General features: G+C 72.2%; 24 protein-coding genes. 14 read left to right on the top strand and 10 right to left on the bottom strand.

The window, feature by feature from the left end:
- Positions 1-38: 38 nt before the first annotated feature.
- Together NDW01_RS07445 and NDW01_RS07440 are read left to right on the top strand one after the other, a co-directional pair.
- The gene (locus NDW01_RS07445; RefSeq protein WP_252818022.1) at positions 39-3,650 is read left to right on the top strand and encodes a WD40 repeat domain-containing serine/threonine-protein kinase; all 3,612 of its coding nucleotides are present in this window, start codon (positions 39-41) and stop codon (positions 3,648-3,650) included.
- Positions 3,651-3,780: 130 nt separating this feature from the next.
- Entirely contained in the window at positions 3,781-4,275 is a 495-nt protein-coding gene (locus tag NDW01_RS07440; protein ID WP_252818019.1) for a PH domain-containing protein, read from the top strand.
- Positions 4,276-4,278: 3 nt separating this feature from the next.
- On the opposite strand, the gene NDW01_RS07435 is transcribed toward NDW01_RS07440, so the two are convergent.
- On the bottom strand, positions 4,279-5,853 hold the full coding sequence (locus NDW01_RS07435) for a hypothetical protein (RefSeq protein ID WP_252818016.1): 1,575 nt from the start codon (positions 5,851-5,853) through the stop codon (positions 4,279-4,281).
- Positions 5,854-6,004: 151 nt separating this feature from the next.
- Here NDW01_RS07435 and NDW01_RS07430 point away from each other — a divergent pair, with 151 nt between their 5' ends.
- The 3 genes from NDW01_RS07430 (at position 6,005) to NDW01_RS43500 (ending at position 8,971) form a co-directional block, all read left to right on the top strand.
- Complete coding sequence (locus NDW01_RS07430; protein WP_252818014.1) at positions 6,005-6,622, top strand: TIGR03086 family metal-binding protein; 618 nt, start codon at positions 6,005-6,007, stop codon at positions 6,620-6,622.
- A gap of 193 nt (positions 6,623-6,815) precedes the next feature.
- Positions 6,816-7,259 carry a hypothetical protein gene (locus tag NDW01_RS07425; protein ID WP_252818013.1) on the top strand — a complete coding sequence of 148 codons (444 nt, stop codon included), beginning with the start codon at positions 6,816-6,818 and terminating at the stop codon, positions 7,257-7,259.
- 215 nt (positions 7,260-7,474) lie between these two features.
- Positions 7,475-8,971, top strand: coding sequence for a hypothetical protein (locus NDW01_RS43500; RefSeq protein ID WP_305883758.1), 1,497 nt, complete (start codon positions 7,475-7,477; stop codon positions 8,969-8,971).
- Between the two features lie 173 nt (positions 8,972-9,144).
- Here NDW01_RS43500 and NDW01_RS07415 read toward each other — a convergent pair whose 3' ends face one another.
- Positions 9,145-10,104, bottom strand: a complete 960-nt coding sequence (locus tag NDW01_RS07415; protein WP_252818010.1) for an NADP-dependent oxidoreductase — start codon at positions 10,102-10,104, stop codon at positions 9,145-9,147.
- A 140-nt stretch (positions 10,105-10,244) separates the two neighbouring features.
- Between NDW01_RS07415 and NDW01_RS07405 the strand changes: the two genes are divergently transcribed.
- The gene (locus tag NDW01_RS07405) at positions 10,245-11,114 is read left to right on the top strand and encodes a LysR family transcriptional regulator (RefSeq protein ID WP_305883757.1); all 870 of its coding nucleotides are present in this window, start codon (positions 10,245-10,247) and stop codon (positions 11,112-11,114) included.
- 82 nt (positions 11,115-11,196) lie between these two features.
- On the opposite strand, the gene NDW01_RS07400 is transcribed toward NDW01_RS07405, so the two are convergent.
- Together NDW01_RS07400 and NDW01_RS07395 are read right to left on the bottom strand one after the other, a co-directional pair.
- The gene (locus NDW01_RS07400) at positions 11,197-12,558 is read right to left on the bottom strand and encodes a YbfB/YjiJ family MFS transporter (RefSeq protein WP_252818007.1); all 1,362 of its coding nucleotides are present in this window, start codon (positions 12,556-12,558) and stop codon (positions 11,197-11,199) included.
- A gap of 133 nt (positions 12,559-12,691) precedes the next feature.
- Positions 12,692-13,006, bottom strand: a complete 315-nt coding sequence (locus NDW01_RS07395; protein WP_252818005.1) for a muconolactone Delta-isomerase family protein — start codon at positions 13,004-13,006, stop codon at positions 12,692-12,694.
- A gap of 93 nt (positions 13,007-13,099) precedes the next feature.
- Here NDW01_RS07395 and NDW01_RS43495 point away from each other — a divergent pair, with 93 nt between their 5' ends.
- Positions 13,100-14,014: a LysR family transcriptional regulator gene (locus NDW01_RS43495; RefSeq protein WP_406567697.1), complete on the top strand. Its 915-nt coding sequence runs from the start codon at positions 13,100-13,102 to the stop codon at positions 14,012-14,014.
- Positions 14,015-14,126: 112 nt separating this feature from the next.
- Complete coding sequence (locus tag NDW01_RS07385) at positions 14,127-14,579, top strand: hypothetical protein (RefSeq protein WP_252818002.1); 453 nt, start codon at positions 14,127-14,129, stop codon at positions 14,577-14,579.
- Positions 14,580-14,706: 127 nt separating this feature from the next.
- Here NDW01_RS07385 and NDW01_RS07380 read toward each other — a convergent pair whose 3' ends face one another.
- Complete coding sequence (locus NDW01_RS07380; RefSeq protein WP_252818000.1) at positions 14,707-15,714, bottom strand: helix-turn-helix transcriptional regulator; 1,008 nt, start codon at positions 15,712-15,714, stop codon at positions 14,707-14,709.
- Positions 15,715-15,777: 63 nt separating this feature from the next.
- Between NDW01_RS07380 and NDW01_RS07375 the strand changes: the two genes are divergently transcribed.
- From NDW01_RS07375 to NDW01_RS07365, 3 genes are all read left to right on the top strand, one after another.
- Complete coding sequence (locus NDW01_RS07375; RefSeq protein WP_252817997.1) at positions 15,778-16,524, top strand: alpha/beta fold hydrolase; 747 nt, start codon at positions 15,778-15,780, stop codon at positions 16,522-16,524.
- Between the two features lie 82 nt (positions 16,525-16,606).
- Positions 16,607-17,464 (top strand): DUF6745 domain-containing protein, encoded by an 858-nt coding sequence (locus NDW01_RS07370; RefSeq protein WP_252817994.1) that lies wholly within the window; start codon positions 16,607-16,609, stop codon positions 17,462-17,464.
- Positions 17,465-17,866: 402 nt separating this feature from the next.
- Positions 17,867-18,226 (top strand): DUF7144 family membrane protein, encoded by a 360-nt coding sequence (locus tag NDW01_RS07365; protein ID WP_252817991.1) that lies wholly within the window; start codon positions 17,867-17,869, stop codon positions 18,224-18,226.
- A gap of 119 nt (positions 18,227-18,345) precedes the next feature.
- Here the strand turns inward: NDW01_RS07365 and NDW01_RS07360 are convergent, their stop codons facing one another.
- The 4 genes from NDW01_RS07360 to NDW01_RS07345 all read right to left on the bottom strand — a co-directional run bounded on the left by NDW01_RS07360 (position 18,346) and on the right by NDW01_RS07345 (position 23,543).
- The gene (locus NDW01_RS07360) at positions 18,346-18,711 is read right to left on the bottom strand and encodes a YciI family protein (protein ID WP_252817989.1); all 366 of its coding nucleotides are present in this window, start codon (positions 18,709-18,711) and stop codon (positions 18,346-18,348) included.
- A gap of 125 nt (positions 18,712-18,836) precedes the next feature.
- A complete protein-coding gene (locus NDW01_RS07355) occupies positions 18,837-19,265 on the bottom strand; it encodes a YchJ family protein (protein ID WP_252817988.1) in 429 nt (142 codons plus the stop codon).
- A 25-nt stretch (positions 19,266-19,290) separates the two neighbouring features.
- Entirely contained in the window at positions 19,291-23,247 is a 3,957-nt protein-coding gene (locus NDW01_RS07350; protein WP_252817984.1) for a S1 family peptidase, read from the bottom strand.
- A 2-nt stretch (positions 23,248-23,249) separates the two neighbouring features.
- Positions 23,250-23,543, bottom strand: a complete 294-nt coding sequence (locus tag NDW01_RS07345) for a trypco2 family protein (protein WP_252817981.1) — start codon at positions 23,541-23,543, stop codon at positions 23,250-23,252.
- Positions 23,544-23,759: 216 nt separating this feature from the next.
- On the opposite strand from NDW01_RS07345, the gene NDW01_RS07340 reads away from it, so the two are divergent.
- The 3 genes from NDW01_RS07340 (at position 23,760) to NDW01_RS07330 (ending at position 26,625) form a co-directional block, all read left to right on the top strand.
- Positions 23,760-24,893: a sensor histidine kinase gene (locus NDW01_RS07340; RefSeq protein ID WP_252817978.1), complete on the top strand. Its 1,134-nt coding sequence runs from the start codon at positions 23,760-23,762 to the stop codon at positions 24,891-24,893.
- A gap of 1 nt (position 24,894) precedes the next feature.
- Positions 24,895-25,581 (top strand): response regulator, encoded by a 687-nt coding sequence (locus tag NDW01_RS07335; RefSeq protein WP_252817975.1) that lies wholly within the window; start codon positions 24,895-24,897, stop codon positions 25,579-25,581.
- Positions 25,582-25,791: 210 nt separating this feature from the next.
- Entirely contained in the window at positions 25,792-26,625 is an 834-nt protein-coding gene (locus tag NDW01_RS07330) for a DUF2306 domain-containing protein (RefSeq protein WP_252817973.1), read from the top strand.
- Here the strand turns inward: NDW01_RS07330 and NDW01_RS07325 are convergent.
- On the bottom strand, positions 26,537-26,896 hold the full coding sequence (locus NDW01_RS07325) for an ArsR/SmtB family transcription factor (protein ID WP_252817970.1): 360 nt from the start codon (positions 26,894-26,896) through the stop codon (positions 26,537-26,539). The genes NDW01_RS07330 and NDW01_RS07325 overlap by 89 nt on opposite strands.
- Between the last annotated feature and the right edge of the window lie 92 nt (positions 26,897-26,988).

Here is a 26,988-nt window from a genome sequence, read left to right as displayed (position 1 = left end):
TCGATTCGGGGTGACAGGTTGTCAGAGGAGCGGTGCCCGTGGCGGAGCCGTTGCTCGCGGGGGATCCGCCTCAGCTCGGGGACTACTGGCTGGCCCGGCGGATAGCCGCCGGAGCGCAGGGTGTGGTCTACGAGGGATATGACGACGCCGGTCACCGGGTGGCGGTCAAGGCGTTGCGGGTGGACGTCCTGTCGGATGCGGCGCGTCACCAGATGCGTCGCGAGGTGGCGGTGCTGCGGCGGCTGGAGCCGTTCTGCACGGCACGGATCATCGGCGCCGACCTCGACCACACCCCGCCGTTCGTGGTCAGCGAGTACATCCCGGGGCCGACCCTGCGCAGCCAGGTCGACGGAAACGGGGCCTACGATCCGCAGGCTCTGATCCGCCTGGCCATCGGGATCGCCACCGCCCTGGCCTCGATCCACCAGGCCGGTGTCATCCACCGCGACCTGAAACCGGAGAACGTGATCATCGGCCCGGACGGGCCACGCGTCATCGACTTCGGGATCGCCCGAGCCGCGGACATGTCGCTGAGCGCACTCAACGTCAAGGGCACGCCTCGCTGGATGGCGCCCGAGTCCTTCGATCACAGGCCGGTCACCGCGGCCGTCGACGTGTGGGCATGGGCCGCGATCGTGCTGTACGCCGCGACCGGGACTCCACCGTTCGGCGGCAGGGAGCTCGACGAGATCGAACACCAGGTCCGCACGCACCGCCCCTTACTGGACGACCTGCCGGACCGGCTGCGGCCACTGGTCGGCGCCGCCCTCTCCCACGACCCGGCCGCCCGGCCCGCCGCCGCCACGCTGCTCGCCGGCCTGGTGGGCCCGCCCGCCTCGGAAGGCGACCAGCCGCTGGAGCAGGTGCTGGCCGTCGGCCTGCGGCGGGCCGACGACCCGGACCGTACGGTGACCGATGCCGACCGGCCGGCCCTCGGCGAGCGCGCCGAGCAGCTCTACCAGGACCTTTCCGACGAGTATCGCGTGCTGGTGCCTCGGGTCCTGCTACGGATGATCTCAGTGGCACCCGACGCGCGGCACACGCTCCGCAAGGTCCCCGACACGGATTTCCTGGACGGCGAGATCGACGAGGAGGTCCTGGGAGCGCTGCTGGAGGCGCTGCGGCGCGGCGGCCTGGTGGTCCGCGGCGAGAACCACTCCGCGCTGGCCACTCCGGCGCTGGTGCGCGCCTGGCCGAGATTGCGCGCGTGGACCGCCGATGACGGCGCCGCGCTGAACTCCCACCACGACCTGGCCGACGCGGCGCGCTCGTGGTCCGACAACGGCAGGAAGGCGGGTGACCTGCTTCAGGGCACCCGGCTCGACCGGGCGATCGCCTGGGTGGTGTCCGGGCCGCGGCACGCGACGCCCAACGCCGTGGAGCGGGCCTATCTCGACGCCTCAGTGGCCGCGGACAAGCGCCGTCGCCGCAACCGTACGCTGCTCAGCATCGCCCTGGCGGTCCTGCTCGTGGCCGTGACCGGCGCCGGCGCCGTCGTCTTCGTTCAACGGCAGACCCTGGCCGCGCGAAACCGGACGGTCACCCGGCAACGCGACCACGCCGTCGCCACCCAGGTCACCGCGCTCGCCATGACCATGCGCCGCAGCGATCCGGTCACCGCCCGCCGCCTCGCCGTGGCCGCCGCCGGCCTTGATCCCGGTGCCTTCGACACCCGCAACGCCCTGGAGACGGTGTACCAGCAGTGGGAAGAGAGCCGGTACCGCCCCGACGGCGTCACCGGCATCTACCGCCGGGACACCAGCGGCGACTGGCACTATTCGGTCGACGCCACCGGCCGCACGATCATCTTCGCCAAAGACCACCGGCTCCTGGTGACCGACACCGACACCCGGACGATACGGCGCGCCATCACCGTTCCCGGCCCGGCCGTTCAGCAGGTGAGTCTGTCCGCGGACGGCAGGACGGCGGCGCTGGCCCAATGGGACGGGGTCTCCTCCAGCCGCGGAGGGACCGTACGGACCTGGGACGTCACCTCCGGACAGCCGACCGGCGCCGCCATCCCGCTGTCGGACAGTCCGTACATCAGCATCAGCCGCACCGGCCGCTACCTCTACACCCCGTCCCAGACCGGGTCGGCGGCCTGGGACACCCGAACCGGCGCAGCCGTCCTGCGGATCCCGGCCGCCGACACCTCCCCGGCCGACATCGCAGCGCTCACGTTCACACCCGACGAACGGCACCTGCTCATCGTCACCGGCCGCCGTATGGACCTGTGGGACCTGCACACCGGGCGGAAGGCGAGGTCGACCCGCCTCGACCGCGCCTACCAGGGCGCCGCCTACAGCCCCGACGGCCGACGCCTGGCACTCTCCGACGGGAACCGGCTGAGACTCCTGCGCGACGGCAGGACCGAGTTGAACCTCACGGTGCCGCAGGACCAGCAGCGCGGCGGCGAGCCCGCCTTCAGCGGCGACGGCCGCTACCTCCTGCTCGACAGCATGATCTGGGACACCGCCGACAGGCGCGGTGTCCCGGTGTTCCGTTACACCGACCCCGCCTGCCTGGACCAGCGCATCGACCTCGCCGGCAAGTCGATGCGCTGCGTGGACCCCCAAGGGTTCGTCAACGTCATCTCCCTGCGCACGATCCTGGACCCGATCCCGCTCGGCACCACCCAGGCCTACGCCCTCAAGCTCAACTTCAGCGGCGACGGCTCGACACTCGCGGTGCGAAACGGCGACCACGTGGACATCTGGGACACCGCCTCCAGGACCCGGCGCACCACCCTGACCGTGCCCCGAGGCCACGACCAAGAACTCCCGTACACACTCTCCCGAGACGGCACACTGCTGGCCGACATGCGCTCCAGCGGCCAGATCGAGGTCTGGAACACCCGCACCGGCGCCAGGCAGGCCTCGATCAAGGTCGCGTCGTCCTTCGCCCCCGCCGACAAACCCCCCGCCTTCACGCCGGACGGGAAGATCCTCGTCACCCTCGACTTCTCGTACCCGTCGGTGCTCCGGTTCTGGGACGCGCGGTCCGGGCGGCTCCTGGCCACATCTCCCGGCGTCAAAGGCGGCCTGGGGTTCTTCGGCCAGGACCGGATACTGATCAGCCCGGACGGCGGATACGTCCTGTCCGGCCCCGACCAGGGCCGGATCCAGATTCCCACCGGCCGCCGCCTGATCCGGCCGGGCGACGCGACCATCAGAATCGACGACCTCGGGGCCGGCGGCGTCGGCGCCTCGGTGGACTATCCCGACAAGCTCGGGATGTGGGACACCACCACGGGGCGGCACCTGTTCGACATCACCGTCGGCACGGCCTTCCAGCTGGGCTCACCACGGTTCTCACCCGACGGCCGCCTGATCGCCGACGCCGACGACGCCGGCGACGTCCAGATCTGGGACCTGGAGAGCAGGCAGCCCCTCGGGGCACCGCTCACCGGCTTCTACGTCCCCCCGGCCAGCCCCGACCCGCGCGTCCCACCTCCCGCCGGATTCGTCGCGGCCATGGGCTATTCCGCCGACGGCTCCACCCTCTACAGCGTCGACAGCCTCGGCCGGCTCCACACCTACCTGATCGGCTCCCAGGGACTGCGACAGCGGCTCTGCACCGAGACCGGACCACTGTCACCGGCCGAATGGCACAAGTACATCCCCGACGTTCCCTACCGCCGGACCTGCTGACACCCGCCCGAAGGCAGCTCATCCGTGCGAGGACCGGAGATGTAGCGTGCACTCCGTGAACGAGCTGCGTTTCCGGGGGAGAGATCGGTATCACCCGTCCTGGCCGCATTTTGCGGCGCTGGGTCTTTGGTTGGCCGTCGAAGGGGCTTTCGCCTTCTATCGACTCGGCGTCGTGGGCTCCTGCTGGCTGCTGGGCGGGACGGCCGCGCTCGTCGGTCTCGGCGTCTCCATGGCACGCCGGAGCGGAACCACGGTCGGGGCGGCCGGAATAACCATCTCCTGGGGCCTCGGGCGCGGTCGTCTCTACTCTTGGCAGGAGATCCGGTGGATCGACGTACGCGAGACCAAGAGCCAACAGGGGACGGCGCTCTCGGCTCGTATCACCCTCGCGGACGGGCGGCGTCGCTCACTGCCCGCGCTCCAGCACAGCACCCAGTACCCCGACCCCGATTTCCAGGTGGATTTTCAGCGGGTCGTCACCTGGTGGGAGTCGAGCACGGAGCCGGCCGCGCGGTTCCGGCCGCCGGAGCGGATGCGGTACAAGCTGACGCCCCAAGCGGTCGGACTCATCCTGGGACTGCTCATAACGATCATCGTCGTGCTCGGCGTCGTCATGGTGGACTAGGTTCTAGCGGACGCTCAGGCTGAGCGTCTTCGACCTGGCGATGACGGTGTCCTCGTCACGGAACAGGGTGTAGGAGATCTCCACACCGCCCCGATACGCGGCGGCGTAGGCGTCCTGGACGTCGAAGGTGAACTCCATCGGGGTCTCCGGCTGTGAGATCGGATCCCATCGGACGGTGGTGGAACGGTCGACGACCCACTCCACCTGGACCACGCAGCCGACCGTCATGGCGTGATGCGCCGGAATCCGTACGGTGACGCCGTCGATGAGCTCCGTGTCGAGAAGCCCGTCGACGGCCTCGGGGACGACGGGCGCGGGCAGAACGCCGGACTCGTCGGAGCCCTGGACGGGCACGGGGACGTCGTCGGGGTCTTCCCCGGAAGCATCACCGTGGGAGGGGGAGGCGCAGACCTGCCGGACCTCCCGGAGGAACGCCGGGTAGTCCTCGCCGTACGTGTGCGCGGCGGCCGACACGGCTCCGATCGCCGCCTCGAGCGCGTTGGGCCGACCCGCGTGGAAGACCGCGGGCAGCGCCATGTGCGGTTGCGAGATCCGCCGCCTCTTCGGAGGGCTCTTCACCGAGGACACGACGGCGGTCTCGACGCCGAGCCCGCGCTGACGGCCCGGAGCCGGTTTGGCCTCGCCGACCATGCGGTTCGGGACGTTCGGGTCGGCGCTCAGGGACCGGAACATGCGATCCCAGTCGTCGAAGGGGGAGGGGAGCGCACGTCCCCCTTCGAGCGCGGCGAGGGCCGGGGCGACCCAGTCGAGGTCGGCGAGACCGGCCGCCGTGGCGGCGCTCCGGGCGGCGAACGCGGCCACCCTGCGCTGGACGCCCGGTCCCGCGGCATCGAGCGCGTGCACGAGGTCGGCGTCATAACGCATCAGGCCCAACGCGCTCGGGACGGCGCGCAGGGCGTCGGTCGGCAACCGGCCGCCCCAGGCGTACCGCTCGGCCTCGCGTCGCCGTTCGTGGTCGGCGCGCTTGCGCTCGGCGCGGGCCTGCCGTTCGGCCCCGGCGCGTTCGGCCGCCGTGGGCGGCGGCGGAAGCGCACGGGCGAATCGGTGCCAGTAGGCGGCGATCTCGGACGTCTGCCGCACGATCCGATCGGGTCCGGGTGGGGCCGCCCAGAACTGGAGCAGATAGCGGTCCGCCTGCGGCCCTTTCACCCGTGTGTCCAGGGCGTTTCCCTCGTCCATTCCCCGTGCGCAGTAGCGCACCCGGTAGTCGATCGGCGCGAGGTCCAGGTCCCACGCGTCTTGGCCGCCCCACAGCTCGAGGAACGTGCGGGAGGCCTGCGGGCGAAAGGACACCTCCACGACGTCCGTCCATGCCGGGTCCAGCTCCGGCGCGTGCTCGTGGATCTCCACGGTGAAGCCCACCTCGCCGGTGTGCAGCCCGGTGATCAGCCACAGGAAGCCCGGCACGGCGGCGCCGCAGAGCCCTGACGTCTGCCCGGCGAAGGCGTCGTCCAGCTCCGGCTGCTCAGCGCCGCTCACGACGTAGAGCTGCCCGTAGTGGACGTACACCTCGCCATCGACCGGCCTGCGCATCGGCACCCCCCATGGGAACTGCACGGAAGGCTAGAGGACGCGACCGACAGAGCGCTTATGGGGGACACACCGCGCTGCGGCTCGACGTCCTTCGTGGTGCCGTTTCCGGCGAAGACCAGGATGACGTCGCATATCTGCCGGTCTCGGCGGCGAGGGACGCGCACACTTGTGTCGTATGGGTGGCGCTTTCGACATGGTGATGGATCGGTTTCTCCTCGCCGGCGCGGGATTCGAGGCGAGGCTCCGCGAGGTGCGGCCCGAGCAATGGGCCTGGCCGACGCCCTGTACGGAGTGGAACGTACGCCAGTTGGTCAATCACATGACCGCCGGGAACCTCAACTACGTCCGTCTCCTCCAGGGCGCCACCCGTGCGGAGTTCCTCCGCCTCCGGGACGCCGACGCGCTGGGCACGGATCCGGTCGGCGCCTACCTCCGGTCCGTCGAGGAGTGCGCCGGAGCGTTCGCCGCGCCGGGTGCGTTCGATCGTGTTCTCGACTACCCGTTGGGGAAGGTGACCGGCCGTCAGGCGCTCGCGGTGCGGACCACGGACAGCGCCATCCATACGTGGGATCTGGCGCGGGCCGTCGGCGCCGATGACCGGCTGGACGCCGGCCTGGTGGCCTGGATCGATGAGTCACTCGAAGAGATCTACGCCGGGCTGTCGGAGACACCCGTCGCGGCCGAGACGACGCATCGATTCTTCGCCGCCCCCGGTGGAACGCTCGCTCACGACGCGTCGCGGCAGGAACGGCTGCTGCACCGTATGGGCCGGAGGCCCCGGCCCGGCGCGTGAGAGTGGGCCGAGCCGGACAGGACCGGTACGAGCCTCGCCGCATCTCCCAGGAGCCCAGATCTCCGCGCTCGTACGTGAAGAGTACGATCGCGGATCGAACAGCATCAACCTGCGCTTCACCGCCACACCTGACACTGGGAACACGGGCGACGGTTCTCCAGGCGCTGCCCCCGCACAAGATTGCGAGCCCGACATGAGCAGAAGCACAGAGCAGGCGACGACTCGGACCGATTCCCAGGTCGTCTCCTCCGCCCGCAACACCGCGTTCAGCGTCCTGATGGGCATATCCGCGCTCGCGGTCCTCCTCCAGGGCCTGTGGGCCGGGATCTTCCTCGAACACGACGGGCGGCGCGACGCCGCCGGAAGCTGGATCGATGTTCATGCCCGGGGCGCGGATGTGGCTCTTGCCTTCGCGGTTCTGGGTACCGCCTATGCGCTCTGGAAGCGACGCGCGCGAAAGGACCTGTGGATCGGCGGCCTGATCTTCATCGTCCTCATCGTCGTGGAGTCCTACCTCGGCGGGCAGATCCGCGACGCGAGCAAGGACACCCTGACCGCGATCCACGTCCCTCTCGCGATGGCCATCATGGCTCTCGCCGTCTGGCTCCCGATGCGTGCGGCACGCCGCACCTCCTGAGGCGTCGCGGCGGCGTATCCGCATGGCCGCCATAGGCGGCCGCTTCACCATCCGGCAGGAGGCCCACCGGCTTACGACCCGCACCGCCTGCGGTCGTGGCACGTACCTTTGACGCACTTTCCGCGAGCGTCAACGGCCGTCATCGAATCCGTGGACTGCGCCGCGCATTGAATTTACTCTCAGGACGTCTCATCTCCGCCTGAGAGGCGCTTCGGATGCCCCACCTCCCCGCCATCCCCTCCCGTACGACCAGGTCACGTCCGCTCGGCGCGATCACCGCGCTCGTCGTCGCCGCCCTCACCTTCGCCGCCGTGACGCTCGTGGCCGTCGCGAACTCTCATCCGGCGGCGGCGGTGACGAAGCACCGTGTGCTGTTCGACGACAGCAAGGCCGAGACTGCGGGAAACGCCGACTGGATCATCAGCACGAGCATTCCCGACCCGACGGCGCAGAAGGCCTCGCCGACGGTCGAGACGGACTGGACCGGCGCCATCTCGGCCTGGGGGGTGGCCCTGCAGAAGACCGGGAACTACACCCTCGACACCCTCGGCCCCGGCAAGACGATCACCTATGGCGACTCCTCCAACCCCCAGGACCTGTCGAACTTCGACGAGTTCGTGCTGCCCGAGCCCAACGTCCTGCTCAGCACGGCCGAGAAGACGGCGGTGATGACGTTCGTCAAGAACGGCGGCGGGCTGTTCCTGATCTCCGACCACACCGGCAGCGACCGCAACAACGACGGCGCCGACTCACCGAAGATCATCAATGATCTGATGACCAACAACACGGTCGACAGCACGGACCCGTTCGGATTCAGCGTCGATCTTCTCAACATCGCCAGCGGCTACCCGACCGCCATCGCCGACAGCACCGACCCGGTCCTGCACGGCCCGTACGGAACCGTGACGGCGGGCGCGCTGTACAACGGCACCACCGCGACCCTGCACCCGGCCGACAACGCAGGCGTCAAAGGCCTGCTCTACGTGACCACCGCGACGCCGGGCGGGACCACGGGGGCCTTCTTCGCCACCAGCACCTTCGGCAAGGGCCGGGTCGCTTTCTGGGGTGACAGCTCCGACATCGACGATGGCACCGGTCAGTCCGGCAACACCCTGTACAACGGCTGGAACGACGCCAAAGCGACCGACGCGCAACTCGGCCTGAACGCGACCGAGTGGCTCGCCGGCGCCGGCAGCACCACCACGCCGACCCCGACCCCGACGCCGACCTCCTCGTGTACCCCGGCGCAACTGCTCACCAACCCCGGTTTCGAGTCCGGCGCCGGCGCCGGCTGGACGGCCACCTCGGGCGTCATCGGCACCTCCTCCGGCGAGCCGCCCCGTACGGGCGCCTACGACGCCTGGCTCAACGGCTACGGGACGGCCAACACCGACACACTCTCCCAAACCGTGACCGTGCCGGCGACCTGCTCGACCGCCTCGCTCAGCTTCTGGCTGCACATCGACACGGCCGAGACGTCCACCTCGACCGCCTACGACACCCTGAAGGTCCAAGTGCTCAACGGTTCGGGCACCGTGCTGTCCACCCTGGCGACCTTCTCCAACCTCAACGCCGCCACCGGCTACCAGCAGCACAGTTACAGTCTCGCCGCCTACGCGGGCCAGACCGTCACCGTGAAGTTCACCGGCACCGAGGGATCCCAGCTGCAGACCTCGTTCGTTCTCGACGACACCGCGCTGAGCGTCTCCTGACCCGCCTCCGGCCGTCCGCATCCGCGTCCCGGTGGCAGGCACCGGCCGGGACGCGGTCGGCCGGGGCAGGCCGTTCTCACCGGCCCGCCCCGCGATGACCCGTCGGAACGATCGCCTCGCACCGTCGGTCGCGGCTGCGACGCGTCTCCGCGGGCCGGGGGCGGATCCGGAGGTCAGCGCACCCGGAGGACGGTCTTGCCGCGCATGCCCGTGGGGCGGATGCCGCCGGTGAGGGCGCGCGGCGCCTCCTCCAAGGAGAGCCTCGCGCCGATGACGGGCCGGATGGTGCCCGCGGTGACGAGCCTCGTCAGCTCGGCGAGCCGCTCGGGTTTGCGATCGAGCCGGTAGTCGGCGGCACGGATGCGTTCGTCGGCGAGGAGCTTCTCCTCCACGCCGAGGGCGATCGACAGCAGCGCTCCGCCGTCCCGTACGGCACCGGCCACGCCGCTCGTGAGGGAGCGGTCGCCGACGGTGTCGAGGATCGCGTCGACGCCCTCCGGCGCGAGCCTCCGCAGCGCCCGGTCGAGGGGCTCCGCGCCGCGTACGACGACCTCGGCGGCGCCCAGCTTCCGTACCTCCTCCGCGACCTGGGCGGAGGCCGTGGCGATGACGCGGATTCCACGGGCGGCGGCGGCCTGGACCGCGAAGGTGCCGACGCCTCCCGTCGCGCCGAGGACGACCAGGGTGCCGCCCTCGGGTACCCGCATGACGTCGAGCGTGCCGAGCGCGGTCATGCCGGCGGTCGGCAGTGCGGCGGCCACGTCGCTCGGCAACTCGTCCGGGATGCGCGCCAGCGCGCCGAGCGCGGGCACCGCCTGCACCACGGCGACCTCCGCGAAGGTGCCGGACCGCAGCGGACTGCTCCAGAACTGGCCGAAGACGCGATCCCCCACGTCGAACTCCGTGACGCCGTCGCCGATCGCGGTCACGGTCCCCGCGCCGTCCATGCCGAGCGTCAGCGGGAACCGGTACTCCCCGAGCGCCGCCAGCGCCCCGGAGGCGATGGCCAGGTCCAGCGGGTTGGTCGACGCCGCCTCGACGGCGACCTGCACCTCGCCGCCGCCGGGCTCGGGGACGGGCACCTCCCTGAGGGCCGGCGTCTCACCGAATCGCTCGATGAGGATTGCTCGCATGCTGTTTCTCCGTTCCGCGGTATGAACGCCGTCGCATCAGCCTGCAGGGGAGGCGATGCCCCGGAGAAGGACCGATCCGGCACCGACCATGAACGAGAAGGCAGCAATCACGGTGCCGATCGGGCAATAGTGTGAGAGGCATGCCGGCGGAGTCCCGAGCCCTGCGGTACTTCGTCGCGGTCGCGGAGGAACGCAACTTCACGCGCGCCGCGGCGCGGCTCGGCATCGCCGGGCCCGCGCTGTCGCGGGCGATCCGCAACCTCGAGACCGAGCTCGGCGTGCGGCTGTTCGAGCGCTCCACGCGCGTGGTCGAGCTGACCGAGCCCGGCGCCGTACTGCTGGCTCACGCGCGGCCGGCCCTGGAGGCGCTCGACGCGGCGGTCCGCCGTGCCGTACGGGCCTCGGCGCCGCATCGGAGCGTGCTGCTCGCGGTCAAGGCGGATGCCGACGGCGGCCTGCTCGAGGACATCCTCGCCGCGACGGCGGACGAGCCCGACGCCGGGCCCGTCGCCGTACGGCTGTGCGGGTGGCGGGAGCACTCGCGGCTGCTGCGGACGGGTGAGGCCGACGCCGCGCTGATGTTCGCGCCGTACGATCCGGGCGGCATCGACGCGGACGTGGTCGCGGTCGAGCCCCGCGTGGCGGCGCTGCCCGCGGACCACGCCCTCGCCGGGGCCTCCCGCGTACGGCTCGCCGACCTCGGGATCGGCCCCGAGGAGGTCGACGAACGAGCGGAGCGCGACATCGGCGCGCACGGCGTGCAGGACCTCGCGCAGTTGCTCGCGCTCGTCGGCCTCGGCGCGGCGACGACCCTGCTGCCGAGTTCGGTCGCCGCGCGGTATCCCCGGAGGGCGGTGGCGTACGTCCCCGTCGAGGACTGTCCTCCCGCCTCGCTGGTGATCGCCTGGCCGGAGCGGTCCCGCAGCCGTGCCGTGGCCGCGCTGGTGCGCGCGGCGGTGGCCGTCGCCGAGTCGCGGGGGATGGGCGCGGCCGTCGAGGCGCCGGGGTGAGAATGGTCCGCCCGGCGCCACACCGTAAGGATCCGCAGGCGAACGCCGCGCCCCCGAGCTCGGTGCCGAACACCCGCGGAGGTCACGAACGCGGTGCCGGATGGCCGAGCGCGGGCATGTGATGCGGGAAGCCGACCCGGAGGACGGCGGCGGCGGTCGCGGCGGCCAGGACGACGACGGCCGCCAGGAGCAGGGCCTGGTGGTAGCCGTGGTGCAGCAGCGGCGTGACGGCCAGCGGGCCGAGGATCTGCCCGACGGAGTATCCCGCGGTCAGCAGCGCGACCGAGCGGGGGAACCGCAGGTGGGCGCCTGCGGCCAGCGTGATCGTGCTGACGCCGAGGAACGTCGCGCCGAAGAGGAGCGCCGACAGCAGCGCCGCCGCGACCCCGCCGATCAGAGCGGGCAGGGCGATGCCGACGGCCTGCACGGCCAGCGCCGCGATCAGGAGATCGGGCCGGGACCAGCGCCGGCCCGACCACGCCCAGAACGCGGATGAGGGAACGGCCGCCAGGCCGACCAGCACCCACGCGCAGCCGCCGATCCAGCCGGGGGAGCCCTGCTCGACCGCGGCGACCAGGAACGTCCCGGCGATGATGTAGCCGATGCCCTCCAGCGTGTACGACGCGAAGAGCGCGGTGAACCAGCGGTGGGTGCGCGGGCCGCTCACCTGCTCTCCTGCGGAGGCGCCCGGCCGGGGCGCCGGGTCCGGCCGGGATGCCGGGTCCGGCCGGGGTGCCGGGTCCGGCCGGGGTGCCGGGTCCGGCCGCGGCGCGGATTCGGACCGGGTCGCCGGTTCGAGCTGCGACGCCGGGTCGGTCGGGGCTGCCGGGCCGGCCTGCGGCGCCGGTTCGGGCCGGAGGGTCCAGGAGGCGGCGGTCAACAGCGCGGCCAGGCCGGCCGAGGCCCACCAGGCGGCCCGCCAGTCGGCGAGCGAGCGGAGGATCAGTACCAGGAGGCCGGACAGGGCGATGCCGGCGCCGACACCGCCGAACGCCCAGCCGACCAGGTGCGCGGAGTGGCCGCGCAGCCGGCCGAGCAGCGAACTCACGGTGATGACGAAGATCAGCGCGCTGGCCGCGCCGGCGAACAGCCGCAGGGCCAGCCATACCGCGGTGCTGTGCGTCGATGGCATCGCGGCGAGCGCGGCCGTCATCACCAGCAGGGAGCCGCGCAGGACGGCCGGGGAGCGCGTCAGCCGGGGAAGGACGATGCCGAGGAGGGCACCGGCCAGGTATCCGACGTAGTTCGCGGTGGCCAGGTCCGCGCCGTTCCCCGCCGACAGGCCGGCCTGGGCGTGCATCAGGGGAAGGATCGGGGTGTAGACGAAGCGGCCGACGCCCATCCCCGCCGCCAGCGCGGCGGCCGCCTGGAACACGTGGATCCAGGTCGAGCGGTGCACGGCACCGGACGGGACGGTTCGACGGCGCGGAAAAGCCGTGGACACGGGCACGTTCCTCGGTGAGGGGAGTGGAGGACACCGGCTCCCCGCCGCCGGGGAGGAGACGGGGAGCCGAAGAGCGGCCCTTCGCCGTGCGGGGGCGACGGCGCGGGCCACAGGGGGAAGGGGCGTCTCGTGGTCAGCCGGCGGTGCCGTGGCCGCCCGGGTCGTTGGGGTGCGGCGTCAGGGGGGTGACCGTGAAGGTCATCCATTCCCACAGGGGCAGGGTCCCCAGGACCTTCTCGTGCAGTTCGGTCTCGTCGGTGGCGCGCCAGATGCCGACGCTGCGCAGTTCGCCGACCGGACGCCAGAGCCGGACCAGGTGGCCGGTGGCGGCGAGCTCCCCGGCCCGTACGGCTTCGGCGGCGCGGCGGCGCTCGACCTCGGCCGGGTCGGTGCCCTCGGGGACACTCGTAGTGATCTGTACGAGGAACTCCTTCATGGCCGTTTCCATGGCTCCAGGGTGCACACGTGACCGGGGCCGGCGCCACGACCGGCATCCTCGCTGCTGGTAGGCGGAACCTCCCAGAGCCCTACCATGGCGAGGGTGGAGTTGCGCCAGTTGCGGTACTTCGTCGCGGTCGCCGAGGAGCTGCACTTCGGCCGGGCCGCCGAGCGGTTGCTGATCGCCGGGCCTTCCCTGTCGCAGCAGATCAAAGCGCTGGAGCGGGACCTCGGCGTACGCCTGTTCGACCGCGACCGCCGCTCGGTGGCCCTCACGCCGGCCGGCGCGGCCCTGCTGCCGCACATCCGCGACCTGCTCGAACGGGCCGACGACCTGCGACGGCGCGCGGGCCGGATCTCCGGCTCCGAGACGGTGCGGCTCGGCTACGTCAACTGGGTGCCCGCCGACCTGACCGCCCGCGCCTCCGCGGTGGCCGAACTGCGCGTCGACACGTGGATCGTTCCGTCCCACGCCCAGGCCGGCCGGGTCGCCGACGGCGGCCTGGACCTCGCGGTGTGCTGGGTACGGACGACGGACCTCGCCGACCATGGCCTGCGAGCCCGGTTGCTCGGCGCCGACCGGCTCTACGCGGTCTCCACGGGAGGAGACACCGGCGAGGTCCGGGCCGAGGACACCGTCGTCCTCCTCGACGACGACACCACGTCCTGGGAGTCGTGGAACTCCTTCGCCGAAGAACTCGCCCGCGACACCGGGGCCCGCGCAGTGCGCATCTCCGACGGTGGGATCACCGGCCCCGCCTTCTTCGAGCACGTCCGCCGCAGCCGGCGTCCGATCCTGAACTCGCCCAAGGGCCAGACGGCCCCGCTGCCACCGGACCTCGTCCAGCGCCCGGTGATCGCCCCGAAGGTCTACTGGACCTGGTCGCTCGTCTGGCGGCGCGACGAGGTCCGCGCGGCCGTGCTCGCGACCGTGGACGCCCTCACCGAGGGCGTCGGCGACCTCGGCATCCACGAGCCGGACGCCTGGTTGCCCGACGGTGATCCCTACCGGCGGTAGGAGATCCCCGCGGTCGATCCGGAACCGCGAGCGCGGCGCCGTCGTCCAATCCACGGTCATGACCGCGCGCCCGATTCGGTGAGGCGCGCGGCCGCGGTGAAGTGAGGATTGCTTGTTCTCGATCTCCCAGTTCGGCTGGTCGCTGATCGCGGCCGCGGCGACGGTCCTCTTCGCCGTCGGTCTGCGGTCGTTGCTCGTCGGCATGGAGCTCGTCGGCGGGCGAGGGAGCGCGTCGGGACGGCAGAGGCGGCAGGCGAGACGGGTGGTCTCCATGACGACTCCGGTGTTCATGGGCGGCGTCATGGCGACCAACCTGCTCGATGCCGGACCGACGGCACCGGTCCTGTTCCTCTACAGCGTCGTGTGCGTCTCCATCCCGATCGCCCTGCTCCCCGTGCGCAAGCGGATGATCAAGGCCTACGTCGCCTGGACGGAGAATCCCGACGCCGAGATCAAAACCGACCGGTTCACGATCGTCTGGATCGTCGGTTTCCTGTCCGTCGTGCTCCTGGTGGCCGTGATCGCGTTGATGATGACGCCGTACGGCATGCGAAGCCGGGGCTGATCGGCGATCACGGTGCGGGCGGGGCCGGTCACGTCGGCGGCCGTGGGCCCGACGTCCGGGATACGGCGGCCCCGGAGGGGTAGCTCAGCCGCCCGGCCGGGGGCCGGCCCGCCGGTATCCGCGCCGGTCACCCGGTCGGACGGGAGGTCTCGTCCGGAAGGGCGTCGGCGCGGGCGGCGAGCCGGCGGGACAGGGCGCGCACGTCGTCGCGGAGAGCGTCCGGGGACTCGATCACGAACGGGTGGTCCAGCCAGGCGAGCATCGCGGCGACCCACTCGAGCCGCTCCGCCCGCAGCCGGACCCGTACCCAGGGCTCCGGCAGGTCACGGTCCGCCGCGAGATCCTCCACCGTCGCGATCCCGGCCGGGATCCGGGCGCGTACCTCCGCGGCGGTGCCCTGGATGCGCAGCGACACCTCGTGCAGGTACGGCACCTCGGCGAGCCCGGACAGCACACGGGCGGCCGGGTCGAACCCCTCGGGCACCTCGAACGACCCCGTCAACGCCGTCGCGGTCTCGATCCGGTCCAGCCGGAACGTGCGCACCTCGCCGCTGGCCGAGTCCGCCCCGGTGACGTACCAGCGCCCTGAATGGAGGACGATCCCGTACGGCTGCAGGGTGCGTTCGCTGCGCCGTCCGCCCCAGGAGTTGTAGCCGAGGGCGACCGGCCTGCGGTGCCGCGCGGCCTCCGCGAGCACCAGGAGCACGCCCGCCTCCGGGGTCGTCACGGGACGCGACGGAGCGGTGAACTCCACGGTCGCCAGCAGGGCCTCCAGCCGGCGGCCGAGCGCCTCGGGCAGCACCCGGCGCACCTTCGCGGCGGCGCTCTCCGCCGCGGCGACGGACGTGGTCACCAGCCCGGCCCGGCGGCCGGCGACCAGGCCGAGCAGTACGGCCAGCGCCTCCTCGTCGGTGAGCATCAGCGGGGGCATCCGGTAGCCGGGGGCGAGGCGGTAACCGCCGTACCGGCCGCGTATCGACCGGACCGGGACGTCCAGGTCGATCAGGTGGTCGACGTAACGCCGGACGGTGCGCTCGTCCACGCCGAGCCGGTCGGCGAGATCGGCGACGGTACGGGTGCCGCCGGCCTGCAGGATCTCCAGCAGGGCGAGCACCCGGGCGGTCGGTCGGGCCATGCTCTGAAGTCTGCCGCACATACCGGGCGGATTCCGTCCTGTATCCCGCCTAGCGTGCCGGTCATGGCGACTTACGTACTTCTCCCCGGGTTCTGGCTGGGCGCCTGGGCCTGGCGTTCGGTGACGGCCGAACTGCGCGGCCGCGGGCACGAGGTCCACCCGCTCAGCCTGACCGGGATGGGCGAGCGGGCGCACCTGGCCCGGCCCGACACGGACCTGGAGACGCACGTCACCGACGTGCTCAACCTGATCCGGTACGAGGATCTGCACGACGTGGTCCTGGTCGGGCACAGCTACGCCGGCGCGGTGGTGGTCCCGAGCGTCGCGGACCGGATGCCGGACCGGATCTCCCGTCTGGTGTTCGTCGACACCGGCCCGCTGCCGGACGGAATGTCCCAGGCGGACTTCGCTCCGCCGGAGGAACAGGCCCGCACCGCCGAGCTGGTGCGCACGGCGGGCCACGGCCGGGAGCTGCCGCCCCCGCCGTGGGCGCGACTGGCCGCCGAAGCGGCGGTCGACCTGCCCGGCGACGTGCTCGACCGGCTGGAGCGGCTGTCGGTGCCGCAGCCGTGGCCCACCGCCACGACCCCGGTCCGGTTGACCGGCGCGTGGGAGAAGCTCCCGCGCCGGTACGTGCTGTGCGGCTTCCGGGTGGAACAGGTCCGGGCGATGATCGGCACGGTCCCCGCCTTCCGGCACATGGCGGCCGAGGACGGGGCCTACCGGGAGCTGCCCGGCTGGCACTGGCCGATGTTCGACCGGCCGGGCGCGCTCGCGGAGATCCTGCACGAGGCGGCCGTTATGGAATAGGACACGGGTTGCGCGAACCGCGGGGCGCGGGCCATCATCAAGGCATGATCACCAACCGAAAGGGCGGCGACGCCCCGGCGCTTTGATCGCGCCCCCGCGGCGCCATGACGCCGCCGAACCGAAGGCCGACCTCAGCGCGTACGGCCTGTGGCAGGAAGCCGCCGAGATCAGGCGAGAGTGGCTCGCGTACGGCCTGTCGACACGACCGGCCGACCGGCGGACCGCCGAACACCATCTGACCAGGATCTACGCGAGGATCCTCCGTCCCCGCCCGCGGTTCCTCTGGGTGGACTCTCCGGAACAGGCGATGCCGCTCGTCACCGGACTGCCCACCCTCGATGCGCTGTACGCGCGGATCCGGGATCCCCGGCAGCGGGGAACACCACCGCTCGCCAGTGACCTGGCCATGGTCACCGCGAAGCTGCGCGGCACGCTCAGTTCCGGTGTCGCCCACACCGACCCGGAGCTGTCGCCGGTGCGGCGAGGCAAGAACAAGGAGCCCTGGCCCGAACTGCCGCCGCTCAAGGCGCTCGACGCAGGAGTTCCTCTGGGCGTCGTGCTGCACCAGGGCGTCCGCGTCGGGCTGCACCGGAGCCTCGCCCACGGGTTCCGCATCCCCGTCCGGACCACGCTCGCCGGAAGGGGGCCCGTACCGGCGTGCTGGTACGGGCAGCAGGACGCGGCGTGGATCGCCTACTACGACACGCTGCACCGCCTCGGACTGGCCTCCTACGGGCCGGACGAGCTCGACCAGCTCGGCGACTGGGCCGCGCTGGCGCGCTCGTGCGGCTGGTGGTGGCCCGGCGAGGACGTGTGCGTCGTCGTGGACCGTCCCGAACTGGTCCTCACCGAGCCGGTCCCCGGGGCCTGGCACGACGAGGTCCGGCTCCGCCGCGGCGGCGTCCGCTACCGCGACGGCTGGCACCCGCTCCTGGCATGACCGGCCGGGGGGGCGGGGCGGGGGGGCGGGGCGGGAGGGGTCCGCGGGGCGTGCCGAGGCAGGCGGGGGGGGGGCGTGCGCTGGGCGGGCCGGGTCGGCGTGGCGCGAAGGCTCGACGGCGGGGACGAGGGGAGCGCCCTCGTCCCGGCCCGCCCCGGGCGGACGACGGCGCGGTGAGCGGGGCTCCGCGGCACCGGGAACGCGGCACCGCCGTGGATGCTCCGGGCCGGTGGCCGCCGCGCGTCAAGACCGCCCCAAGGATCGGCGATCGCGCGACTCCTGCCGTTTAGGGCCGGTGGAAGGCTGGGGATGACGGCTCTCGAACAAGTCTGTCGACAGAGGACTGCCATGTCGGGTGCTGTCGGAGATCGAACGTCCCGCGGACCGGTCACATCGAGCTGGTTGTCATTCACCGGCCTGATGGTCTGCGTAGCGGGCATCTTCAACGTTCTCGATGGCCTCGCCGCCCTCCTGAAGAGGGACTATTACCAGGTCACAGCGAGCAGGCTCCTCTTCTTCGACTACACCGCCTGGGGTGTGATCTGGCTGATCCTGGGAATCGCGCAGTTCGTCGTCGGCGGTGCGATACTCGCCAGACAGCCGTGGGCGAAGGCGCCGGGAATCGCGCTCGCCGCCCTCGTCATCATCGCTCAATTCGCCTTCCTGAACGCCTCCCCGGTGTGGTCGATCATCGTCATCGCCTTCTGCGTTCTCATCATCTACGGGCTGGTGGTCTCGCCGGCGGGCTCGGTCGCGCTCTGACGCCGAACGCCGGCGGAATCCCGTAAGGCCGCACCCGGCCACGGCCCGGTCGACCACCGCGTCGACCGGGCGGTCCGCTCCTCAGGCGGGAGCGGACCGGCGCCCGGTCGGCGGCCGGGTCAGGACTGGGGCAGGGCGTCGAACTCGACGACCTGCCGCACCTCGACCTCGATCTCCTCGAACAGGTCGGCGTACTCCTGGGCGTACCTCACGGCCTGCGCCCGGTCCTCGGCGTTGATCAGCGCGAATCCGCCGATGACCTCCTTGGCCTCGGTGAACGGCCCGTCGGTCACCTTGGTCGCCGCGCCCCGGTCCTTGCGGACCAGCGCGCCCTTCTCGGAGGGGTGGACGCCCTCGGCCGTGATCAGGATGCCCCGCTCGGACCAGTCCTGGATCATCGCGCCCATCTTCGCGATGAACTCCTGGCTGGGGTTCCAGGCCTCCGGGGCGCGCTCGTCGAGGCGGTGCATCATCAGGAATCGCATGGCTGTCTCCCTTGTCGTCTCGGGCCGGGTCCGGTGGGTTCCGGACGCGTTGGCCGGCCGTCACCTACGCGTCGAACGACGACGCGACGAATCGACACCCCGGCCAGAATTTTCTTCGCCGCGTTCTACGGTCGCGAACCGGACCCGAACAGGGGCGTGGACGCGAGGGGGCCGACGTAGAGCCAGGCGCCGTCCTGGAGGACGAAGCGGCTGTGCTCCTCCATGTGCCCGGGGCGGTTCCGCAGGAGGTAGTGGGCGCGGAAGCGGACGGTGCCGTCGGTGTCGAGATAGCTCCCGCCGGAGGTGCCGAGGACCTCGAGGCGCTGCCACCGGAGCGTCTCGTCGAAGTCGATGTGCGGCGGCCGCGTCGACGGGTGCCAGGTGTGCAGGAGATAGGCCTCGTCCTGGACGCAGAAGGCGGCGTACCGCGAGCGCATCAGCCGCTCCGCGGTCGGCGCCTTCGCGTTCCCGCGGTGGAACCGCCCGCAGCAGTCGTCGTACGTCGCGGGCAGCCCGCAGGGGCAACTCGCCGCGTCGGGGCCGTCCTGGGTCATGCGTCTCATTGTGGCCGGAACGAGGTCATGACCGCGACTGGGTCAGGACCGCGTCGAGCACGGCTCGAAGGGCGTCGGGCCGCAGTACGCGGAGCGCGGAGAACGCCGCACGCCAGTGTTCGCCGCCGAGGAGATCGGCGGTGATCCGCTCCGCCTGGTTTCGATCCTGGTCGGCGAGGAGTTCCGCGAGGTAGGCGAGCGCCCTCGCCCGTTCCTCGGGGTCGATGACGACCCGGGCGACCGCTTCGGCCTCGCCCGGAAGCCCCGTCCGAGCGAGGGCGACGGCACAGAAGACGTGAGCGGTGTCGTGGATGACGTCCGGCAGGGCGCCGACGGACGTATGACCGGGAAAGTCTCCCTCCAGCGCGGACCGGCTCTTCCACGCCAACGCCTGTGCGCCCTCAGGGGCGATCGGGGCCAGTCCGAGCGCGAGCATCGCCAGCGATTCCGTTCTATGTCGGTTGGACTCGGCCGGTATCCGACTGCGCCCGATCTCCACGAGACGGCGGGCGGACGCGGGATCGCGGGCGGCGACCGCGCGCGCGAGCGCGCCCAGGTCCGGCACGATGGCCCACCACGGCCGCTCATGCCCGGGATCGACCCAGCGGAAGTCCAGGACCGGATCCGCAGCGGGCTCCTCGGGCGGGAACGGCTTGAGCAGTCGCAGAGGGCGGCGGAGCAGCCCGGCGTCGGCGAGCGCCGCGAGCACGGCCGCCCGGATGCGCAGTCTTTCGAGGCCCTCGTACCGCGCGCAGACGAAGAGGGCCGCCTGGACGGCCTTCGTCGCCGGCCGCGGCCGGCGACGGCTGACCAGCGCCTCGCCCAGGCGGCGCACGGCGCCGGCGAGGTCGTCGGACGACGCGCCGGCCAGCGTCGTCGCGTCCGTGATCCGGCCCCCGAGGAGGGCGGCCGACATGGCGTTCTCGGCCACGGCGTCACGCTGGTCACAACGGTCCAGCACGGCGAGTGTCCGCTCCAGGTCACCGGCGGCGGCGAAGGTCCGGGCGGCGACCGACTCCGACCATGAGTCCTTCGTGTCCATCGCCGCAACGGCCTGCGCCGCCCGGGACGGGTCGTCGGTGGCCAGCGATTCGGCGAGCGCCGCGAGCGTTTCGTCGCGGTGCTGGACGTGCGGAGTCGAATGGGCCGCGCGGAGGGCCTGATCGGCGAGGCGGAGGGCTTCGGCCGGAGCGGCGGTGACGAGCGCCCCGGCCACCGTGGTGAGCGCGGCGGCGCCGAAGTAGCCGTCCGCTGCCCGGCGGACCGCCTCCTCCGAGTGCCCCGACACGGCGAGTCTCTCGACGAATTCAAAGAGCCAGTGATTCTTGATCACGGGATTCGGCTCCTCGTCGATGAGCGTCCCGGCCTCCTCCATCCGGCCCGCCCGCAGCAGTCCGCCGAGCAGTTCCTCACCCGTCACCGCCCTGACGAAGCCCGTGAGTTCGGCGAAGGCGCGTTGCGCCTCGTCGAGCCGGCCCGCCCCGATCAACGTCCGGATCGCGGCGGGCCGGCCGATCTCCCGAGACTCGAGCGCGTCCGACGCCCGGCGCACGAGCGAGGGAAGACGATCGGGGTCCAGGCGCGTGGCGGCCTTCGCTATCAGGTCGTACGCATCGGGGGAATCGCCGCCCTCCGCGGGGGACCGGGCCAGCCGGTCCGCCTCGTCGAGCAGCCGGCGAGCCCGGGTGAGGTCGACGTCTTCCAGACCCATCGCCACGGCCGTGAGAGCCCGGATCCTCCAGAAGGTATCGGGGGCGTCGATCCCGCGGGCGATCGGCTCGGCCGCTGCGACGTTCCCGCTTTCCACCAGCGCCTCAACGAGCTTGTAGCGTGCGTTTCCGTCGTCCGGGTCGATGAGTGACTCGCACTCGCGGACCAGGTGCGGGACCTCGCCCGGGCGGAGAAGGGAACACGGCACGATCAGGTCGATGAGGCGGTGAGCACGACGCCCCCTGTTCGCGGAGGTGGCGGCGGGTACGGCCGAGAGGGCGGCGCTGAGGGCATGCCCTGCCCGCTCCGGGGCCGACTCGGCCAGCGTGACGGCGAGCCGCGCGTACGTCGTGGAGCCGCCGTTGACCGTGGCCAGGGTCTGGGCCCGTGCCACCTGACCGAGGCGGGCGTACAACGCGGGCAGGTCCGGGGGAACGGTCCCGCGCTCGCTGATCCGGCTCCGGTCCTCGGCCAGCAGTGCCGCCGTCAACAGGTCCGGACGGCTCTGGCGTACCAGGAGGTTCAGCGCGGTGTTCAGCTCGGTCAGGGAGACGTAGTGCGAGCCGGTACGCCTCAGCAGCAGGTCCTGCCGAGCGCGGTCGGTGGCGAGCGCGCAGAGCCGGGGCAGGTCCGCCAGGAAGATCAGCTGTCGCCCGTACGGCTGGAGCAGGTAGTTCGGGGTGTCCTCCGGCCAGCCACGGTCGCGGTAGCCCTCCGCCCAGCGGTGCAGCCGCTCCCGGTGCGCTCGCAGAGCGGCTTCGCCCAGGGCCGCCTCGGCTTCGGCGCGCAACGTCTCATGAGCGAAGAGGTAGACCCTGTCGGACGCCTCACGGGACTGCAGGCGCAGGCTCCGCCCGAACGCGCTGCCGAGCCGACCGCTCAGCTTGAACCGCGGCATACCGGTGAGCTCGATCAGATCGGAGAGGGTGAGCCCGCCACCGCAGGCGGCGATGAGCCCGAGGACGCCGGCCATCTCGGGCCGGCGCAGCAGCTCGCCGAGCTCATGCCTGGCCTCGGCCTCGGTGTGCCGGGCGTACGGCGTCGGGTCGAGCTGCCAGCGGGGGCAGTGGTGCAGCGGGTGCCCGCCGGACACGTCACTGGGCACACCGGGATGCGGCCGGCTGCTGACCAGGACGCGGACGCCGTCCGGTGGTCGCTTCGGCAGCAGGTAGGCGATGCTCGGATTACGGCCCTGGTCCTCGTCCAGCCCGTCGACGACCAGCAGGAGCCGCTCACCGCGCTCGCGGCACCGGAGGGCCGCCGCGTCGAGCAGGTCGAGGAACAGGCCGCGCCGGGCGACCTGCGTGCCGGCGACGGCCTCGGTACGGCCCGCGATGACGGCGAGCTGCTCGATCATCGCCTGGAGGAACGCCTCCGCGTCGGCATAGCCCGACATGCGGGAGGTGACGAAGAACGATGCGGCTCGCACCCCGGCCGGTGGGTGGAGCACGAACCACGACGTGAGCGCGGTCTTCCCGGCCCATGGGCGGCCGCGCAGCCAGAGGTAGGGCTCCGGGCCCGCGCAGAACTCGACCAGCCGGGCCAGATGGTCCTCGCGCTGGACGAGCCGTTCCGGAGCGATGTCCTTGACCTGAGCGACGTAGGTGGCCTCGGTGAGCGCGCCGAGGTCGTGGGGCAGCACGTCCGGAAGGGCGTCCGGAATGTCCAGGAACGCGCGCAGGTCGGGTGGGAAGCCGTCCACGCGGAGCGCGGTCAGCCGGCCGGTGCCCTCCTTGGGATGGTGCTGGTGCACGAGGCCGATCAGGTGTTCCCCGGCGAAGACCGGGGCGCCCGACATGCCCTCCCAGGGGGAGTGCCCGGGCTCGGCCGAGGGCGGTGCGGGCACGGTGAGCTCTAAGGCGCCCGACCTGGCGTTGGCCAGGACGGCGACGGAGCCGACGACGTGCGCGGTGTCCCGGTAGACCCCGCCGGTGTCCTGGCGCAGCTTGAAGCGGGGGAAACCGAGGCTGGAGCACTGCAGGACGGCGTCCCGGTGACCGATCCGGCCGTACCGTACGGGCTCCGTGGGCGCGCCGTCGACGGTGAGTACGGCGACGTCCGCGCCGGGGAGGGCGCTGCGCACCTCGGCGATGGTGGCCGTCCACTCGCCGGGCCGGTCCGCCTCGAACCGCACCCGGATCTTCGCCGCGCCCGCCACCACGTGCGCGGCGGTGAGGACCCGGTCCGTGGCGACCAGGTATCCGGAGCCCCGCCGTCCGGCCGTGTCACCCGGCAGGTCGACGATCACCTCCGCGGCGCGCTCGGGGATCACGGTCAGCGCTCGCGCGGCTCGGTCCTGCCACCGACCCAGGGCGTGGCGTCACCGAGCCTGGGCTGAAGGGTGAGCTTGACGCGCTGCGTCGAGGCCGTCGTGTCCTTGAGGTCGGTGCCGAGCTCCAGCACCCAGAACTTCACCTTGCCGCCCAGATCGTCCTCCTGGGTGACCGCCACGCTTATCTCGAGCTCGATCGCGCCGAGTTCGAGCCGGAGCGACTCGTCCCTGGCCGCGTCGATCGCCGTCGTCAGCTCCTCGCGGAGCTCTCTGATGACCGTGGACAGCTCGATCATTCGACCCCCAAGGCGTTGCGTTGGCCATACGATAACCGGCACGTCGGATCCGGTCCGGCCCTCGGCATTCCTCCCGCGCGTTCATCGACGGACGCCACGTGCGAGGGAGACGGGTGTCGCGGGGGTGGGCGTCGCCGTGACCGGAGCGCGCGGACGCCCCTGGCTCTCGTACTTTCGGCTGATCAGGAGCGGCGTCCTCCCCCGTACGATGGGGCGGTGCTCGGCCTTCTACGCTCCGTTTGGGAGGAACCCCGGCCTCCCGGCGCCCCGGTGCGGGTACGGCGGGACTGGGTGCTCGTCGGAGTGCTCCTGCCGGCCGCGGTGCTCGAAGGAGTGCTTCGGCCGGACGTTCCGTGGCGGATGCTCTCGGTCGTCCTCGCCGCCGGGCTCGTGCCCCCGTTGCTGTGGCGCCGGACCAGGCCGTTGGCGACGATCGCGGTCACCATCGGGGCCTCCGCCCTCGCCACGCTGCTCACGACCGGGCAGCCACCGGGGCTCTACACGATGGCGTACCTCATCCTCCTGCCGTACGCGCTGTTCCGGTGGGGGTCCGGGCGACAGACCGTCATCGGAGCGGCGATCATCTTCGCCAAGGTCGTCCTCTCGCTGGCCACCGGCGACACGAGCCTCACCGACTCGGTCGCCCTCACCGCCGTCCTGTTCGCGGCGATGGCTCTGGGCGGAGCCTTCCGGTACCGGGCCGGCGCACGGATGCGCGAACTCGACCAGGTCAAGCTGCTCGAACGGGAACGATTGGCCCGCGACCTGCACGACACCGTCGCCCACCACGTGTCGGCGATCGCGATCCGCGCCCAGGCGGGCCTGGCGACCGCGCCGTCGAACCCGGACGCCGCGACCGACGCGCTCCGGGTGATCGAGACGGAGGCGTCCCGTACGCTCGCCGAGATGCGCACGATCGTCCGCGCCCTCCGCCGGGACGAACCGGCGGAACTCGCGCCCGGCCCGCGCGTGACCGACCTCGAAGAACTCGCGAGCGGCGCCCGCGGCGGTCCGTCCGTGGACGTACGGATCGCCGGCGACCTCGGCGACCTCGCTCCGCCGGTCGCGGCCGCGCTGTACCGCCTCGCCCAGGAGTCGGTCACCAACGCCCGGCGGCACGCCAGGCACGCCACTCGCATCGAGGTTCGCGTCGCGGCCGACGACACGTCCGTGCGCCTGCGCGTGAGCGACGACGGTGACACCACCCTCGTACGCCCGAACGCGTCGCCGGGATACGGGCTCATCGGAATGATCGAACGCGCCGGCCTGCTCGGCGGCACCTGCGAGGCCGGGCCGGATCCCGAGCGAGGGTGGACCGTGACCGCCGTCCTGCCGCGTACGGGTGGGTGAGATGAGCGTCCGCGTGATCGTCGCCGACGACCAGGAGATCGTCCGTACCGGGCTCAGGATGATCCTCGACGCCCAGCCGGGCATCGACGTGGTGGGCGAGGCCGCCGACGGCCGGCGAGCCGTCGAACTCGCCCGGCGAGAACGCCCTGACGTGTGCCTCTTCGACATCCGGATGCCCGGACTCGACGGCATCGAGGCCACCCGTCTCCTCGCCGGTCCGGGCGTCGAGGCCCCGATGGCGGTCGTCGTCATCACCACGTTCGACCTCGACGAGTACGTCTACGCCGCGCTCAAGGCCGGGGCCCGGGGGTTTCTGCTCAAGGACGCCGGCCCGGCCCTGCTCGCCCAGGCCGTCCACGCCGCCGCCGACGGCGACGCGCTCATCGCCCCGAGCGTCACCGCGCGCCTGCTGCAGACGTTCGCCGACACCGCGCCCGCGCCTGCGCCCGTGCACCCCATCGACCCGCTCACGGAGCGGGAGGAGCAGATCCTCGCCGCCGTGGCACGGGGCCGGACGAACGGCGAGATCGCCGATGAGCTGCACATCACTCTCAGCACGGTGAAGACGCACGTCACGAGCCTGATGACCAAACTCGGCGTCCGGAACCGCGTCGACATCGCCATCTGGGCGTACGAGACGAAGCGCGTCGGCAACCGGTTCGGGCGAGGTGGCGCGCCGAACCGGTGACGAACCACGGCGCGCCGAACCGGTGACGCGCCGAAAGTACGACCTCTCCCTCGGACGATCGGCTGTTCGGCGCAGGACCTTCTCCCGATGAACCGCACCGCGTCAACCGTCACGATCGGGTCATCACCGATCGAAGCGCGGCGAAGGACGCCCCTGCGGCCGTCCCGGCGCGCTGCCGCCGGTCGGCCGGGACCGAGAAGGGATTTCGCCGTGACCTCCTCCACCGAGAAGAAGCGGACCACGCGCGCCAGGGGAGACAGGCTCATCCCCGCCGGGCTGCTCGCGCTCAGCGCCGTCCCGGTCGCCGCGGGCATGGCCCGCGTGACCGAACTGGCCGGTGGCGCGCAGATCACGCCGGAGAACGCCCGGTTCTTCGCATCACCCGTGCCCGTGGTCGTGCACATCGTCAGCGTCACCCTGTTCAGCGTGCTGGGCGCGTTTCAGTTCGCGCCGGGCCTCCGCCGCCGGCGGCTCGCCTGGCATCGCGCCGCCGGGCGGGTACTGGTGCCGGCCGGAGTCGCCGCCGCGCTGTCGGGCCTGTGGATGACCGTGTTCTACCCCTGGCCCGCCGACACCGGTGCGGTCCTCACCGGGGTCCGGCTCGTGTTCGGCTCGGCCATGGTCGCGTCCATGGTCCTCGGCTTCGCCGCGATCCGGCGGCGGCGTATCGCCGCGCACCGCGCCTGGATGATCCGCGGATACGCGATCGGGCTGGGCGCGGGCACTCAGGTGCTGACCCAACTGCCCTGGATGCTGATCGTCGGGCCGCTCGCCAAGCCCAGCAAGGCGGTGCTCATGACCGTCGGCTGGCTGATCAACCTCGCCGTCGCCGAATGGATCATCCGCCGCCGGCCGACCGGCCGCGGAGCCGGTCCGACCGCTCGCGCGGTGGCCCCGCCCGTCGCGGGAGCGGTTCGCCGACCTCGGCAAGGGTCAGGACGTCGCTGGTGCCGGGTCACCCGTCCTGACGGGCCGCGGCGCGGTGGCGCTGGGCGGCGTCGGCGGTCAGGACGGCGTCCAGCAGGCCGGGGAACAGCGCGTTGAGGTCGGCCCGGCGCAGGGCGGTCATCTTGGCGGTGCCCCGGTAGACCTGGCTGATCAGGCCCGCCTCGCGGAGGACGCGGAAGTGGTGCGTGGTGGTCGACTTGGTGACGGCCAGGTCGATGGCGGAGCAGGCGACCTCCTCGCCCGGCGGGAGTTCGGCGAGGCAGCGGACCACGTGGAGGCGCGCCGGGTCGGACAGCGCGTGGAGCACCGACTCGAGCCGGATGTCCGTGCGCGCGGGGTGGTCGAGGACCCGGCCGGTGGTCGGCACGGCGCTCCTCCCTTCGTCGTCGAGTACGACGCCCTTCGTAGTTTGGCATTTCTCGTACTACGGCGTATACCGTACTAAAGTATCCGGCCGAA

The organism is Actinoallomurus soli (assembly GCF_024055715.1).
GTDB lineage: Bacteria > Actinomycetota > Actinomycetes > Streptosporangiales > Streptosporangiaceae > Actinoallomurus > Actinoallomurus soli.
Note: the sequence above shows the minus strand (reverse complement) of the source record. Positions and strands in the feature narration are given on the sequence as shown.